The sequence below is a fragment of the Solirubrobacter pauli genome (assembly GCF_003633755.1).
Taxonomy (GTDB): Bacteria; Actinomycetota; Thermoleophilia; order Solirubrobacterales; family Solirubrobacteraceae; genus Solirubrobacter; species Solirubrobacter pauli.
This window is the reverse complement of the sequence record NZ_RBIL01000001.1, coordinates 1,586,725-1,600,154: the sequence shown is the minus strand read 5'-3', so window position 1 is coordinate 1,600,154 and position 13,430 is coordinate 1,586,725. Positions and strand designations below refer to the sequence as shown.

Below are 13,430 nucleotides of genomic sequence, written 5' to 3'. Positions count from 1 at the left end.
GAAGGGAGCCTGCCGCGTGGAAAGAACGCGGCAGGTATGCCTCCCCGCCGTTCGCTCGGGATTCGCTGGGACCGCCTCGGGCGCTGGGCGCTCCTCGGCGTCTTCGCGCTCGTGCTGTACCTGTACATCGGGCCTGCCCTCACCTGGATCTCCACATATAAAGAAGCCTCGCGCCAGCGTGAGGCCGTCGCCGAGCTGCGCGCCGAGAACGAGCGGCTCGAGCAGCGCAAGGCCGAGCTGAAGGAGCCGGGCGCGATCGAGCGCGAGGCGCGCCGCCTCGGCATGGTCAAGGCCGGTGAGCGGGCCTACATCGTCGAAGGGCTCAAGTAGGCCTCCGTAACGTCGACCGGACGTCGGCTTCGCCGCCGGGGCTCAGACACAGCCGGGAGCGAGGGGCGAAGACGATGGGAGGGCGAAATAGACTGTCGGTTGTGTCGTCGTACGAGACCGCACGCGAGCAGTGGGACCAGGGGGTACGCCGACTCGACGACGCGTACCCCGAGCAGGTGCCCACGCTCGAGCGCGTGACCCGCGCCATCCAGAACGAGATCCGCCGCCGCGTCGGTGGCGCGTTCACCCTCGACGAGCTCGTCGAGCTCTACGACGAGGGCACGGGCTGGTGCACCGACCTCGCGGTCGAGGAGGCGCCGGACGAGCCGTTCGCCTGGGACGCGCGGATCGTCGCCGACGCCGCGTTCGGCCGCTACGCCCGCGGTGCGCGTGACTACGCCGGCGGCCGCCGGATCAGCTAGAGGGTGCGACGCACCGAGCCGTGTCGCCACGGCTCGACGCTGTCACATACAACGCATCCTGCGGCCGCCTTCAGGCGACCGCGGGAAGGCGTCAGTCTTCGTCGGAGTCCTCGCTGGCGCCGGCACGGCGGATCACGATCTGGTCTTCCTCGACCGTGATCTCGATCGGGCGGTGACCCGCCCAGTGCTCGGCGTAGATCGGATCGTCCTGGATGGCGGGGTCGAGCCACAGTCCGTAGCCCTCCTCGCCATGGTCGAACGTGCCCTCGAGCGGACCCGCAGGTGCGGACCGGCGCCGAGAGCGCCCACCCCGGCGGCGTGAACCGCGCTTGGGCTTGTCGTCTTCGTCATCCGCGGTGGCGGCTGCCTCAGCTGCAGCGGCCTCTTCTTCCGCGGCTTTCCGTGCTGCCTCTTCGGCGGCACGAGCCTCTTCTTCAGCGCGACGCTTGGCCTCCGCCTCGAGTTCGGCGGCGATCTGCGCGTCGTCTTCCGCGCGCAGGTCCACCTCCTCGACGGCGGTGCCGTTGTCTTCAGCGTCGGGCTCGAGGCCCTGCTCGCGCTTGAAGGCTTGGATCTGCTGGACGGTCACTTCCAGCTGGTGTGCGATCCACGCGTCGGTGCGACCCTGTCGCACCCACCCGCGGATCTGGTTAAGCTGAGGACGCAGGGACCGGCGGCTCATAAGAGGCCCGGAGACTAGCGCATAGGGTCCAATTGCTCAGGGGGCTCATCGGGTGCAAGCCCCATACCGGATACTCCAACCACTACTAGCCTCACCAGTGCTCACCACGCGGACAGAAGCGGGTCTGCCCCGTGGGACGAGTCAGAATTCGCCAGGGAGGCGGCGGCAGCATGCTGGTACTGACACGTAAGTCCAACCAGTCGATCATGATCGGCGACGACATCGAGGTCTCCGTCCTGTCGATCATGGGCGAGAAGGTCCGCATCGGCATCCAGGCCCCTCGGGACATCCCGGTGTTCCGCAAGGAGGTCTACCTGGAGATCCAGCAGGAGAACGTGGCGGCGGGCGCGAGCGCGCGTGCCGAGGTGGACGACGCCCTCAAGCGTCTCAGCGCGAACAAATAGACAGGGGACTTGGGAGTTCTGGCCCCCTGGGCCATAACTCCACAAGCTGAGCGAGCCCGCAGGGCGAGTCTTAGCTCGGGCTGAGCACGTAGTACAGCGTCGTGAACATCGCGTAGGTGACGATCGCGGCGGTGGCGATCAGCACCAGGCAGAGGAGCCAGAAGCGCATCGACCCGTGGCGGTGGGTGCGCTTCGCGTGCCGCTCGGCCGCCCGACGCTCGGCGCGCTTGCGCAGGTTCTCGCGGCGCTCGCGGTCGTCTTCGATCTCCTCGAAGAACTGGTCTTCGATCTCGGCGATGCTCTGGCGCATGCGCATGACGGAGTAACCATAACGCTCGGCGTGGCATTCTCAGGCGTCATGTCCAGCCTGCAGGCGCCGGCGGGCCTCCAGCCCTCAGCCTCCTACTCCTTCACGATGCGCATCGAGCTGCGCCAGTTGCCGGGGGCGTTCGCCTCCGTCGCGCACGCGGTCGGCGCCGAGGGCGCGATCCTCGGGGCGATCGACCTCGTCCGCGTCGACCAGCGCGGCGTGATCCGCGACGTCACCGTCGCCTGCGTGGACGCCGCGCACGGCGAGCGCGTCGTCGCGGCCGTGCGCGCGCTCGACGGGATCAAGGTCGTCAGCGTCTCGGACCGCACGTTCCTGATGCACAAGGGCGGCAAGATCGAGGTCCGCCCGAAGGTGCCGATCAAGACCCGCGACGACCTCTCGATGGCCTACACGCCGGGCGTGGCGCGCGTCTCGTCCGCGATCGCCGCCGACCCTGAGTCGGCCTGGACGCTGACGATCAAGGGCCACACGGTCGCGGTCGTCTCCGACGGCACCGCCGTGCTCGGGCTGGGGGACATCGGCCCGGAGGCGGCCATGCCGGTCATGGAGGGCAAGGCGATGCTCTTCAAGGACCTCGGCGGCGTCGACGCGTTCCCGCTGTGCGTCAACACCAAGGACGTCGACGAGATCGTCAAGCTCGTCCAGCAGGTCTCGCCCGCCTTCGGCGGCATCAACCTCGAGGACATCTCGGCGCCGCGCTGCTTCGAGATCGAGCGCCGGCTGAAGGAGACGCTCGACATCCCCGTCTTCCACGACGACCAGCACGGCACCGCCGTGGTCGTCCTGGCGGCGCTGCTGAACGCGCTGCGGGTGGTCGGCAAGCGCGCCGAGGACGTCAACGTCGTCGTGGTCGGCGCGGGCGCGGCGGGACTGGCGTGCGCGAAGATCATCCTCGAGCACGGCGTCAACGACCTGATCTCGTGCGACATCAACGGCATCCTGCACCCGGACCGCGAGGACCTGGAGGGCGAGCTGGCGGCGATGGCGGCGCGCTCGAACAAGCGCGGCCTGAAGGGCACGGCCGACGACGCGCTCGCCGGCGCCGACGTCGTGGTCGGGGTCTCGGCCCCGGGCGCGTTCAGCCCGGACGCGGTGAAGACGATGGCCAAGGACGCGATCGTGTTCGCGATGGCCAACCCGACGCCCGAGGTGCAGCCCGAGGACTGCTGGCAGCACGTGGCGATCATGGCCACGGGCCGCAGCGACTACCCGAACCAGATCAACAACGTGCTGGCCTTCCCGGGCATCTTCCGCGGCGCGCTGGACGTGCGGGCGCGCGGGATCGACGAGGCGATGAAGCTGGCCGCGGCGCGGGCGATCGCGGCGGTGATCCCGGAGGAGGAGCTCGGGCCGGAGTACATCGTGCCGAGCGTGTTCAACCGGGCGGTGGCGCCGGCCGTCGCCGCGGCGGTGGCCGCCGCGGCGATCGAGTCGGGCATCGCCCGCCGTGAGCGGCTCCCGGTGCAGGGAGCGCCGCCCACGGAGGAGATGAAGCTCCCGGGCTTCTAGGCCCTAGGCGCTGACCGACGAGGAAGCCTCGTCGTAGACCTTGATGAAGCGCAGGTAGTTGTCGGCGATCGCCTGCGACTGCTCCTCGCGGTCGCCACCGTCGAGGTAGGCCTTCAGCGGGTTCCACCAGATCGAGCGGCCGATGGCGAAGCCGATGAAGCCCTCGACCGGCGCGGCGGCCTGCAGCCACTGGTCGACCTTGTCGTTGGAGGCGCCACGGCCGAGGAGGACGGTCTTGACGTTGTCGCGGCCCTCGCCCTTGCGGGTCTGCTCGGCGAGCATCTGCGCGTCCTCGCGGGTGTCGACGCCCTCGATCTTCCAGATGTCGACCTCGACGCCCTCGTTCTGGAAGTGCTCGATCGCGCGGCGCATCAGCTCCGGGCGCAGCTCGGCGTCGTAGCGGTCGGCGTCGCCGCCGACGGACTCCAGCTGGGCCGGCTCGGCCGGCACGAGCAGCTCGAAGAGGAACAGGCGGTCGTTGGCGTGCAGCCAGTCCGCGAGCTCCTTCAGGCGGGCGGTCTGACGCTGGTTCATCTCGGCGTCGCCGTCCGGGTTGAAGCGCACCAGCACCTTGGTGGCGAGCAGGTCGTACTTCTCGATGTGGGCGGGGAAGTCCTCGCCGTACTCGAACTGGAACTCGTCGACGCCCGACTTCTCGGCCGGCATCGTGAGCGACAGGCCGTGCTTCTTGCTGGTCTCCGGGATCGTGCCGCCGAACTGCTCGTCGACGAGCACGCCCGCGGACTTGGCGTCGAGACCGGCCTTGACGGCCTTCTCCATGCCTTCGTAGATCAGCTGCTTCGCGTCGACGATCGTCGCGGTCTCTTCGGGCGTGGGGTCACCCTCGATCCCGAACATCTTCTTCTGGAACGACCCTCGGTGATCGAAGGCCAAGATGTACAGCTTCCCGTCGTAACCGAGGGCCATCTTCGTTCTCCTCTTTTGCTTGGAACCCGGAGCAAGTATGAACGCTTGCTGGGCTCGTACCCTTCCCGACCACATGGAGCCGAAGTTCAGCGGGCCCGCCTACACGGTCGGCATCGAGGAAGAGCTGATGATCCTCGATCCCGACTCCTATGCGCTGGTCAACGCCATCGACGACCTGCTGGAGGAGTCGCCGGACGGCGCCATCAAGCCGGAGTTGATGGAGTCCGTCCTCGAGATCTCGACCAACCCGTGCGCGGACGTGCGCGAGGCGGGTGTCGCGCTGCGTTCACTGCGACGTCAGGTTCGAGACACCGCGGACAAGAAGGGCCTCGTCATCGGCTCGGCGGGAACGCACCCGCTCGCGCGCTGGGAGGACCAGCGGATCACGGCCGCGCCGCGCTACCGCGACCTCGTCCAGGAGCTGCGCTTCGTCGCGCGCCAGGAGATCATCTTCGGCCTCCACGTCCACATCGGGCTCGACGACGCCGACAAGGCCATCCACGTCGCCAACGGCATGCGCGTGCACGTGCCGATCCTGCTCGCGCTGAGCGCCAACTCGCCCTACTGGCGCGGCGACGACACCGGCCTCGCCTCCACGCGGATGCCGATCTTCCGCGCCTTCCCGCGCGTGGGCATCCCGCCGTACTACGACGGCTGGGACGACTACGAGCAGCGGATCGCGTTCATGGTCGACACCGGGGTGATGGAGGACTACACCTGGCTCTGGTACGACGTGCGTCCGCATCCGAACTTCGGCACGGTCGAGATCCGGGCGATGGACGCGCAGACCCACGTCGAGCACACGCTCGGCCTCGCGGCGCTCATCCAGGCGATGGTCAAGGAGCTCGCCGAGCACTTCGACGCCGGCAAGCAGCTCACCGCCTACCCGCATGAGATGCTCGACGAGAACAAGTGGCTCGCCTCGCGGCACGGGCTCGACGGCGAGCTGGTCGACCTCCCGGACCGCTCGACGGTGCCGACGAAGGCCCTGGCGCAGCGGCTCCTGGACCGGCTCCGCGAGCACGCGCAGGACCTCGGGTCGGCGGACGCGCTGGACGGCGTCAGCGACCTCCTGGAGCGCGGCAACGGCGCCTCGCGGCAGCGCAAGGTGTTCGAGGCGAACCGCGACTTCACCGAGCTCTTGCAGGACATCGTCGAGGCCAGCGGCTCGTAGACGCCAACTCGCGTCGAAGCGGGCGCGCGGGCGGCGTAGACTTGATTGCCCCTCATGAGCAGCGGTCCAGACCTCTACCTCGTCTGCAAGAGCTGTGGCGCCGAGGTGTCGCCGTACATCACCGAGTGCCCGTACTGCGGCACGCGGATCCAGAAGCGCGCGCCCAAGTTGGACCGTGGCGGTGTGCCCAAGGCGCAGAAGGCCAAGCGCAACCGGCCCCAGCTGCCGCGCCTGCGGCCGGGTGAGATCCCCGGGATCCGCGCCGACCGGCGTGCCTGGGCCGTCTGGTTGCTCGTGCTGGCGCCGCTGATCGTCACCGTCGGGATCATCTCCGGGCTGATCTCGATCGGGCCGTTCACGTACGGCCAGGGCCTTGACGACCCGTGGCGTGCGTTCACGTCGCTGTTCGGCTACGCGCGGGTCAACGACCAGCTGCAGATCGTCTCGGCCACGGGCTACGAGTTCGTCACGGTCGGCGCGATCGCGCTGTTCGGCTTCCTGCTCGAGAAGCGCCACGGCTGGTGGGCGGTGCTGCTCGTGTTCTTCGTCTGCGGCGCCGGTGGCGCGTACGTGGCCGTCGAGCTCGCGGACGAGGGCATCGCGCGCGGCGCCAACGGCGCGGCGCTCGGCCTGCTGGCCGCCTGGGTCATGCGCGACGTGCTCGGCCGCCGCAAGGGCCGAGAGGACGAGAGCGACCTGCTCGGCGTGCTGGCGATCGCCGCCGTGCTCGTCCTGCTGCCGCTGGCCTCGTCCGAGGCGTCGGGCATCGCGGGGATCGTCGGCGGCGTCGTCGGCATGGTCTTCGGCGTCGTGTTCGCGCGGCTGCGCGAGCGGTAGTCCTCATTCGGCCCTGAGCACGGTCGCGGCCGGCGTGCGCGCGGCCTTGCGGCCCGGCAGCGAGCTGGCGAGCGCCGTGACCGCGAGCACGAACGGGATCGTCAGCGCGAGCGCGAACGGTCCGGGCGTGCCGATCACGTCGGTGCCCTCGCTCGGGTTCATCCCGATCATCACCCCGCGGAAGATCAGCAGGCCGAGCGGGATGCCGACGACGATCGCGATGGCCCCGAGCGCCGCGCCGCCCGCGTTGACGACGCCGAGCACCCCGCGCGGCGTGAGGCCGACCGCCTTGAAGATCGCGAAGTCCCGGGCGCGCTCGCGGGTCACGAGCAGGAGCGTCGCGAGCAGGTTGACGAGGCCGATGGCGACGAGCAGCAGGCTCGAGCCGAGCAGGATCGGGCGCACGTCGGCGCGCTCGCCGCGGACCTCCTCCTCCGGCAGCTCGGCGGCCGCGCCGGTGGCGCGCTCCAGCCGGTCGGCGGCGGCGGCCTGGTCGGCCTGCGGCGTGAAGGTGGCGATCACCGCGCTCGGCTCCAGCGGCTCCGGCAGCGACGCGGCGGGGAAGATCAGGACGCGCCCGTCGTCGTCGGGCTCGACGTGGCGGCCGACGAGCGTGAGCGTCACCGGGCCGCCGGCGGCCTGCACCGTCAGCTCGTCGCCGACCTTCAGCCCGAGCTCGTCGTAGAGGCCGCGTCCGGCGATCGCCTCGCCCGGCTTGGCGAACATCCGGCCGTCGGGGACGGCGTAGGGGAACGCGCCGAAGCCGTCGCCGAGCGCGCGGGCCTCGATCTCGCCGCGCGGGCCGGTCACCTGGAGACCGGTGATGGTGGTCGCGGCCGCGACGTCGGGGTCGTCGGCGACGGCGGCGAGCGCGGACGGCGCCTCGACGCGCACGTCCCACGGCTTGGCGCGCAGGGCGGGGTCGTCGATCACGCGGTGGAACGTCGCCTCGACCGACAGCGCCGCCACGAGCGTGACGACCATGAACGTCAGCGCCGCGATCGTCAGCGTCGCGCGCGAGCGGCTCGTGAAGGCGTCCTTGACGCCGAGCCGGGCGACCGTGGGCAGCCGCAGGGCGGCGGCGACCCCCGCGGCGCGGGAGGCCCGCCCGGTGGCTCCGGAGCGGCCCAGCGCGAGCGCGTCGACCGTGTTCACCCGGCCCGCCCGAAGCGCGGGGACCGCGGTGAAGAGCGCCACCGCCGCGAGGATCGCCGCGAGCGCGAGCGCGAGTGGCGCGGGGGCGAGCGCGCTCGGCGTGGGCGTGGCGAGGACGTTCGCCATCGGCTCGAGCAGCAGTGGCGCGATCGCGGCGCCGGCGACCAGCCCGAGCAGGGCGGCGACGAGCCCGATCGCGAGGTACTCCCCGACCAGCAGCGCGACGACGCCCCGCGGCGTGAACCCGACCGCCTTGAGCATCCCGATCTCACGGCGCTGCGCGAGCACGCGCCCGCTGATCACCGTCGCCACCGTGAAGCCGACCGCGAACAGCGCCAGCAGCGTGTTGATGCCGATCACGATCGCGTTCGTGCGGGTCTGGTCGGTGATCGTGTCGCGGACGCCGTGCCAGTCGGTGAACTCGAGCCGCGTCCCCGGGAGCGCGCGGCGCGCGGCGGCGGCGAACGCGTCGGTGGCCTCGGGATCCTCGAGCCGCACGCCCACGCGCCGGCCGGGCGCGGTGACGTCGGGCGTCCAGATGAGCCCCGGGTCCCAGCGGGGATAGGTCGCCTGCTCGGTCGTCACCGCGAGGCCGACGACCGTGCCGAGCGCGAACCGGTCGCCCACCCGCAGGCCCGTCTCGCGCGCGAAGCTGCGCTCGACGAGCAGCTCGCCGGGCGCCTGCGGGCGCCGGCCTTCGGTGACGTGCGGGCGGTCGACAGCGGCGTCCGCGGCGGGCAGGGCCTCGAGGCCGACCTCTACGGTCGTGTCGTTCAGCGTCGCCTGCTCGTGGTCGTGGGCCCGTGCGTCCGCGGCGACCACGCCCGGCAGCGCGGCGAGGGCGGCGACGTCGGCGTCGCTGAGATCGCCGTGGACGGCCATGTGCGCCCCGCGCGTCTCCGCCTGGGCATGGGCGAAGGGATCGTCCAGTCCGGCCCGCAGCGCGAGCGTGACGACGAGCGCGGTGGCGGCGGCGAAGATCGCGACCGCGGTCAGGACGGTCTGGCCCGGCCGCGCGAGGAGGTCCGCGCGGGCGAGCCGCAGAAACGCCGTGCGCACCTCACACCTCCAGCTGCATCAGGCGGGCGACCGACGTCGCGTCGCCCTGCTCGAGGCGCGTCTCGTGGGCGACGGCGCCGTCGCGCATGGCGAGCACGCGGTCGGCGCGGGCGGCGACCCGGGCGTCGTGGGTGACGAGCACGATCGTCTGGCCGCGGGTGTCGTGGGCCTCGCGCAGCACCGCCATCACCTCGCGGGCGCTGGCGGAGTCCAGCGCGCCGGTCGGCTCGTCGGCGAGCAGCACCTTCGGACGGTTGATCAGCGCGCGGGCGATCGCCACGCGCTGCTGCTGACCGCCGCTGAGGCGGGTGGGGGACGCGTCCGCGTGGTCGCCGATGCCGAGCGACTCGAGCAGCTCGGTGCGCCGCGCGCGGGCCTCGCGCGCCGACAGGCCCGCGAGCAGGCCCGGCAGCTCGACGTTGTCGGCGACCGAGAGGTTGCCGATCAGGTTGAAGAACTGGAAGACGAAGCCGAGCTCGTCACGGCGCACGTGGGCCCAGCGGGCCTCGCTGAAGCCGTCCACGCGCCGGCCGCCCAGCACGATCTCGCCGGCGGTCGGCCGGTCGAGGCCGCCGAGCAGGTTCAGCAGGGTGGACTTGCCGCAGCCGGACGGGCCGGTGACCGCGACGAACTCGCCCTCCTGCACTTCGGCGTCGACGCCGCGCAGCGCGTGCACGCCGCCGTCGTACTCCCGCGTGAGGCCGCGCGTGACGATCACGGGCTCCATGGGTCAGCTCCCCAGTCGTTGTTCGCAGAGGTCCAGCCACTTCAGGTCGGCCTCGAGGTGCAGGGCCGCGCCCTCGATCAGCAGCGCGGCGGTCTCGTCGCCGTTGGTGGCGAGCGCGACGTCGTCCAGCTCGCGCAGCGCCTGCAGGTAGGCGTCGCGCTGACGGGCGATGAGCATGAGCGGGTCCGCGATCTTCGCGGCCCGCGCGAGCACCAGCTTGATGAAGAAGTCGTCCTTGAGCCGCACGGCCGGCGTGGCCTCGGCCACCCAGCCCCGCAGCTCCAGCCGCCCGTTCTCGGTGAGCCGGTAGACGCGCTTGTTCGGGCGCCCGTTCTGGGCCACGGCGTCGTCCTCCACGAACCCGTCGCGCTCCAGGCGCGAGAGCGTCGTGTAGATCTGCCCGGCGTTCAGCGGTGGCAGGACCGACCCGAACCGCTGCTCCATCGCCTGCTTGAGCTCATAGCCATGGGCGGGCCCTTCGGCGAGGAGTGCGAGCAGCGGGAAACGCATCTAGATACTCGTTATACATATCGAGTATCTAGCTGTCAATGCGCGGAAAACGCCCCCTTGACTTCATAAAGGGGTCAGACCCCTTTAGGTTGCTTTAGGTCACGCGGAGGGTGCCGGGCTCGCCGGCGACGAGGCGGCCGACGCGCCAGCCGTCGATCGAGGCGCCCGCGGGGAGGGCCGCGAGCAGGCCGCCGGAGGTCATCGCGTCGCAGACCAGGCGGGCGCGTGCCGGGTCCACGTCGTCGGCCCACGAGGTGAAGGCGTCGGCGTCGCGGCGGTTGCGCTTGGAGCCGCCGGCGAGCGCACGCTCGTCGCTGAGCAGGTCGAGCACGCCGTCGATGGCCGGGACGGCGTCCGCGTCGATCTCGGCCGCCAGGCCGGAGGCCGCCGCCAGCTCGTGCGCGTGGCCGAGCAGGCCGAAGCCGGTCACGTCCGTGAGCGCGTGCGCGCCGGCTGCGCGGGCGGCCGCGGCGGCGGCGGCGTTGAGCGTCGTCATGACCTCGATGCCGCGGGCGATCAGGGCGTCGTCGGCGAGGCCGCGCTTGATCGCGGTGGCGATCGTGCCCGCGCCGAGCGGCTTGCTCAGCCACAGCTCGTCGCCCTCACGGCCGCCCGCGTTGGTCAGCACCTGGTCCGGGTGGACGGTGCCGGTGACGGCGAGGCCGTACTTGGGCTCGGGGTCGTCGATCGAGTGGCCGCCGACGATCGAGGCGCCCGCCGCCGCGACCGCGTCGGACCCGCCGCGCAGGATCTCGCGCAGCACGTCAGGGCCGAGCGTCTCGAGCGGGTACGCGACGAGGTTGAGCGCGCTGACCGGCGTCCCGCCCATGGCGTAGATGTCGCTGAGCGCGTTCGTGGCCGCGATCCGGCCGAACGCGTACGGGTCGTCGACGATCGGCGTGAAGAAGTCGACGGTCTGCACGATCGCCAGCTCCGCCGTCAGACGCACGACGCCCGCGTCGTCGGACGTGTCGGTGGCGACGAGCACGCGCGGGTCGCTCGGGACGGGCAATCCGGCGACGATCGGGCGCAGGTCGCCGGCCGACAGCTTGCAGCCGCAGCCCGCGCCGTGGCTCAGCGAGGTGAGGGGGACGGAGGTCACGCTCGTATGATGGCCTTCTGTGGCCGAACGCCGTGCGTACACCGAGGCCGAGGTCGAGGCCGCCGTCCAGGCGCTGACCGACCCCGAGCAGCTCGACCAAGCCCAGCGGATCGTCGCGGCCAACGCCCCGACGCTCCAGCGCATCCTCAACATCGCGCTCAACGAAGCCGACTGGTTCGGCTCCGCGCACCACCAGCAGGTGCTCGAGGCCGCCGGCAAGGCGGACATCGAGGAACGGCTCCAGGCCGTGCAGACGCTGCTCGCGGAGGAGATCCGCGTGACCATGATGATCGGGGCGGCGGTGGGCTTCGAGCTCGCCCACCAGCTGATCGACAAGGAGGACAGCTAGATGCCAGCAGACGTGCGGTGGCTCGGCCACTCGGCCTTCCACCTCTCCGGCGGCGGGGCCGACGTCCTCGTCGACCCGTGGCTGACCGGCAACCCGAAGGCGGCCGCGACCGCCGACGAGCTGCCGGCCGACGTGATCCTGCTCACGCACGGCCACGGCGACCACCTGGGTGACACGGTCGACATCGCCAAGCGCACCGGCGCGACCGTCCTCGCGATCGTCGAGCTGGCCGCCGAGATCGAGGCGGCCGGCGTCGCCGACGTCCGCAACCCGAACCTCGGGGGCACGGTCCAGTTCGACTGGGGCTGGGTCAAGCTCGTCCCCGCCTGGCACACGGCGGTCTCGCCCAGCGGCACCGCGCACATGCCGGCCGGCCTGCTGATCCACTACGGCGGCCACCTGATCTACCACCTGGGTGACACGGCGCTGTTCAGCGACCTCAAGCTCGTCGCGCGCCGCGGCGACAAGGTCGACCTCGCGCTGGTGCCGATCGGCGGCCACTTCACGATGGACCGCTTCGACGCCGTGACTGCCGTCGAGCTGATCAGCCCGGCGCAGGTCATCCCGATCCACTACGGCACCTTCCCGCCCGTGGAGACGGACGCGCAGGCGTTCAAGCATGACGTCCAGGACGCCGGCTTCTCGCAGGTGTACGTGCTCGAGCCCGGCGACACCCACCACGTGAAATGACCCACGCGGTCGTCCTGATCAAGGCGGAGCGTGAGGGTCTGGCGACGCTCGGCAGCCAGCTCGCCGACATCGACGGCGTCGCCGAGGCCTACTCGGTCACCGGCCACTGGGACTTCGTCGCGATCCTGCGCGTGCGGGACCAGAAGGAGGTCCAGGAGGTCGTGACGTCCCGGTTCGCCGAGCTCACGGGCGTCAAGGACACCGAGACGATGGTCGCCTTCGAGGCGTTCTCCCAGCACGACTTGGAAGCGCTCTTCAGCATCGGCAATTGACCCTCGTCGCGCCGTCCCACCGCCCGACGCTCCAGGAGGAGCTCAAAGGCCTCCCGTCGCGCTCGCGGTGGGTGGCCATCGCCATCCTGGCGCTGCTCGCCCTGGCCGCGGCGGTGACGCTGCTGCGCGGGTCGACCGAGGACGGGACGCGCACGGTCGTCCGCGAGCCGATCGCGTTCAACCTGCGCTACCCGGACGCGATGCAGCGGGTGAAGGACGACAACCTGTTCCACCTCCAGCGCGAAGGGCTCGACGAGTTCATCGTCGAGCCGTTGGCGCTGCCGGAGTACCGCGGCGACGTCGGCGGGTTGCTGCCCGTCGAGGGCTCCCGCCAGGTGGAGGCGCTCAAGCAGCGCTTCCCGCAGCTCGAGCTCGTCGAGGAGGGCAAGGTGCGCATCAACCGCGCGGCGGGCTACTCGCTCGTGTTCCGCGCGTCGCGCTCCCCCCGCCTGTACGGCCGCTTGGTGCTGCTGCCCGAGCCGGTTCCGGGCTCGCGCCGCGGCGTGAAGCTGCTGATGCTGGCCACGCCCGAGGGCGGCGCCGACAAGGCGCGCGACGTCGGCACCAACGGCCTGCTGAAGACGCCGTACCGCTCCTTCCGGTTCGGGACCGAGGGCCCGTGATCGACTACGACCACTTCGCCGCGGTCGACATGCGCGTCGGCCGGATCGTCGCCGTCGAGGACTTCCCGGAGGCGCGCAAGCCCGCCTGGAAGCTGACGATCGACTTCGGCCCCGAGATCGGCGAGAAGCGCTCGAGCGCGCAGATCACCAACTACGGCAGGGACGAGCTGATCGGCCGGCGGATCGTCGGCGTCGTCAACTTCCCGCCGCGCCAGATCGGGCCGGTGCGCTCAGAGGTGCTCGTGCTCGGCGCGTCCGACGAAGCGGGTCGCGTGATCCTGCTCGCGCCGGACACCGACGTGCCGCTCGGCGCGCGCATCCACTGAG

The 13,430-nt window shown here is 71.3% G+C and carries 18 protein-coding genes; 11 read left to right on the top strand and 7 right to left on the bottom strand.

Annotated elements, in window-relative coordinates:
• Positions 1-36: 36 nt before the first annotated feature.
• Both C8N24_RS07405 and C8N24_RS07400 read left to right on the top strand, forming a co-directional pair.
• Positions 37-330, top strand: a complete 294-nt coding sequence (locus tag C8N24_RS07405) for an FtsB family cell division protein (RefSeq protein ID WP_121249444.1) — start codon at positions 37-39, stop codon at positions 328-330.
• A gap of 101 nt (positions 331-431) precedes the next feature.
• A complete protein-coding gene (locus C8N24_RS07400; protein ID WP_121249443.1) occupies positions 432-752 on the top strand; it encodes a hypothetical protein in 321 nt (106 codons plus the stop codon).
• A gap of 91 nt (positions 753-843) precedes the next feature.
• On the opposite strand, the gene C8N24_RS07395 is transcribed toward C8N24_RS07400, so the two are convergent.
• Positions 844-1,434: a hypothetical protein gene (locus C8N24_RS07395; RefSeq protein ID WP_121249442.1), complete on the bottom strand. Its 591-nt coding sequence runs from the start codon at positions 1,432-1,434 to the stop codon at positions 844-846.
• Positions 1,435-1,604: 170 nt separating this feature from the next.
• Between C8N24_RS07395 and csrA the strand changes: the two genes are divergently transcribed.
• Positions 1,605-1,838: a carbon storage regulator CsrA gene (csrA, locus tag C8N24_RS07390; RefSeq protein WP_121249441.1), complete on the top strand. Its 234-nt coding sequence runs from the start codon at positions 1,605-1,607 to the stop codon at positions 1,836-1,838.
• Between the two features lie 70 nt (positions 1,839-1,908).
• Here the strand turns inward: csrA and C8N24_RS07385 are convergent, their stop codons facing one another.
• Positions 1,909-2,154, bottom strand: a complete 246-nt coding sequence (locus C8N24_RS07385; RefSeq protein ID WP_121249440.1) for a hypothetical protein — start codon at positions 2,152-2,154, stop codon at positions 1,909-1,911.
• Between the two features lie 42 nt (positions 2,155-2,196).
• On the opposite strand from C8N24_RS07385, the gene C8N24_RS07380 reads away from it, so the two are divergent.
• A complete protein-coding gene (locus tag C8N24_RS07380; RefSeq protein WP_121249439.1) occupies positions 2,197-3,678 on the top strand; it encodes an NAD-dependent malic enzyme in 1,482 nt (493 codons plus the stop codon).
• Positions 3,679-3,681: 3 nt separating this feature from the next.
• Here C8N24_RS07380 and C8N24_RS07375 read toward each other — a convergent pair whose 3' ends face one another.
• The gene (locus C8N24_RS07375; RefSeq protein ID WP_121249438.1) at positions 3,682-4,605 is read right to left on the bottom strand and encodes a 2-deoxy-5-keto-D-gluconate 6-phosphate aldolase domain-containing protein; all 924 of its coding nucleotides are present in this window, start codon (positions 4,603-4,605) and stop codon (positions 3,682-3,684) included.
• A 73-nt stretch (positions 4,606-4,678) separates the two neighbouring features.
• On the opposite strand from C8N24_RS07375, the gene C8N24_RS07370 reads away from it, so the two are divergent.
• Both C8N24_RS07370 and C8N24_RS07365 read left to right on the top strand, forming a co-directional pair.
• Positions 4,679-5,779, top strand: coding sequence for a carboxylate-amine ligase (locus C8N24_RS07370; RefSeq protein WP_121249437.1), 1,101 nt, complete (start codon positions 4,679-4,681; stop codon positions 5,777-5,779).
• A gap of 54 nt (positions 5,780-5,833) precedes the next feature.
• Positions 5,834-6,616 (top strand): rhomboid family intramembrane serine protease, encoded by a 783-nt coding sequence (locus C8N24_RS07365; RefSeq protein ID WP_121249436.1) that lies wholly within the window; start codon positions 5,834-5,836, stop codon positions 6,614-6,616.
• A 3-nt stretch (positions 6,617-6,619) separates the two neighbouring features.
• Here the strand turns inward: C8N24_RS07365 and C8N24_RS07360 are convergent, their stop codons facing one another.
• The 4 genes from C8N24_RS07360 to selD all read right to left on the bottom strand — a co-directional run bounded on the left by C8N24_RS07360 (position 6,620) and on the right by selD (position 11,169).
• On the bottom strand, positions 6,620-8,830 hold the full coding sequence (locus tag C8N24_RS07360; RefSeq protein WP_121249435.1) for an ABC transporter permease: 2,211 nt from the start codon (positions 8,828-8,830) through the stop codon (positions 6,620-6,622).
• Position 8,831: 1 nt separating this feature from the next.
• Complete coding sequence (locus tag C8N24_RS07355) at positions 8,832-9,557, bottom strand: ABC transporter ATP-binding protein (RefSeq protein ID WP_121249434.1); 726 nt, start codon at positions 9,555-9,557, stop codon at positions 8,832-8,834.
• 3 nt (positions 9,558-9,560) lie between these two features.
• Positions 9,561-10,067: a PadR family transcriptional regulator gene (locus C8N24_RS07350; protein WP_121249433.1), complete on the bottom strand. Its 507-nt coding sequence runs from the start codon at positions 10,065-10,067 to the stop codon at positions 9,561-9,563.
• A gap of 94 nt (positions 10,068-10,161) precedes the next feature.
• The gene (gene selD / locus C8N24_RS07345; RefSeq protein WP_211339869.1) at positions 10,162-11,169 is read right to left on the bottom strand and encodes a selenide, water dikinase SelD; all 1,008 of its coding nucleotides are present in this window, start codon (positions 11,167-11,169) and stop codon (positions 10,162-10,164) included.
• Positions 11,170-11,188: 19 nt separating this feature from the next.
• On the opposite strand from selD, the gene C8N24_RS34610 reads away from it, so the two are divergent.
• Genes C8N24_RS34610 through C8N24_RS07325 form a run of 5 tightly spaced genes read left to right on the top strand, consistent with a single transcriptional unit; the run spans position 11,189 to position 13,429 of the window.
• Positions 11,189-11,518, top strand: coding sequence for a hypothetical protein (locus tag C8N24_RS34610; RefSeq protein ID WP_211339868.1), 330 nt, complete (start codon positions 11,189-11,191; stop codon positions 11,516-11,518).
• Positions 11,519-12,208: a metal-dependent hydrolase gene (locus C8N24_RS07340; RefSeq protein WP_121249431.1), complete on the top strand. Its 690-nt coding sequence runs from the start codon at positions 11,519-11,521 to the stop codon at positions 12,206-12,208.
• A complete protein-coding gene (locus tag C8N24_RS07335; protein WP_121249430.1) occupies positions 12,205-12,480 on the top strand; it encodes an Lrp/AsnC family transcriptional regulator in 276 nt (91 codons plus the stop codon). Before C8N24_RS07340 ends, C8N24_RS07335 begins: the two co-directional genes overlap by 4 nt.
• Positions 12,477-13,103 carry a hypothetical protein gene (locus tag C8N24_RS07330; protein WP_121249429.1) on the top strand — a complete coding sequence of 209 codons (627 nt, stop codon included), beginning with the start codon at positions 12,477-12,479 and terminating at the stop codon, positions 13,101-13,103. The genes C8N24_RS07335 and C8N24_RS07330 overlap by 4 nt, the downstream gene beginning before the upstream one ends.
• A complete protein-coding gene (locus tag C8N24_RS07325; RefSeq protein WP_211339867.1) occupies positions 13,100-13,429 on the top strand; it encodes a tRNA-binding protein in 330 nt (109 codons plus the stop codon). The genes C8N24_RS07330 and C8N24_RS07325 overlap by 4 nt, the downstream gene beginning before the upstream one ends.
• The last annotated feature ends 1 nt before the right edge of the window (position 13,430 follow it).

Excerpts from the sequence above, each read along its gene's own strand:
- C8N24_RS07365 (WP_121249436.1), top strand. The coding sequence starts at position 5,834 with ATGAGCAGCGGTCCAGACCTCTACCTCGTCTGCAAGAGCTGTGGCGCC.
- C8N24_RS07350 (WP_121249433.1), bottom strand. The coding sequence starts at position 10,067 with ATGCGTTTCCCGCTGCTCGCACTCCTCGCCGAAGGGCCCGCCCATGGC.
- C8N24_RS07355 (WP_121249434.1), bottom strand. The coding sequence starts at position 9,557 with ATGGAGCCCGTGATCGTCACGCGCGGCCTCACGCGGGAGTACGACGGC.
- C8N24_RS07395 (WP_121249442.1), bottom strand. The coding sequence starts at position 1,434 with ATGAGCCGCCGGTCCCTGCGTCCTCAGCTTAACCAGATCCGCGGGTGG.
- C8N24_RS07405 (WP_121249444.1), top strand. The coding sequence starts at position 37 with ATGCCTCCCCGCCGTTCGCTCGGGATTCGCTGGGACCGCCTCGGGCGC.
- C8N24_RS07370 (WP_121249437.1), top strand. The coding sequence starts at position 4,679 with ATGGAGCCGAAGTTCAGCGGGCCCGCCTACACGGTCGGCATCGAGGAA.
- C8N24_RS07380 (WP_121249439.1), top strand. The coding sequence starts at position 2,197 with ATGTCCAGCCTGCAGGCGCCGGCGGGCCTCCAGCCCTCAGCCTCCTAC.
- C8N24_RS07340 (WP_121249431.1), top strand. The coding sequence starts at position 11,519 with ATGCCAGCAGACGTGCGGTGGCTCGGCCACTCGGCCTTCCACCTCTCC.
- csrA (WP_121249441.1), top strand. The coding sequence starts at position 1,605 with ATGCTGGTACTGACACGTAAGTCCAACCAGTCGATCATGATCGGCGAC.
- C8N24_RS07335 (WP_121249430.1), top strand. The coding sequence starts at position 12,205 with ATGACCCACGCGGTCGTCCTGATCAAGGCGGAGCGTGAGGGTCTGGCG.
- C8N24_RS07385 (WP_121249440.1), bottom strand. The coding sequence starts at position 2,154 with ATGCGCATGCGCCAGAGCATCGCCGAGATCGAAGACCAGTTCTTCGAG.
- C8N24_RS07375 (WP_121249438.1), bottom strand. The coding sequence starts at position 4,605 with ATGGCCCTCGGTTACGACGGGAAGCTGTACATCTTGGCCTTCGATCAC.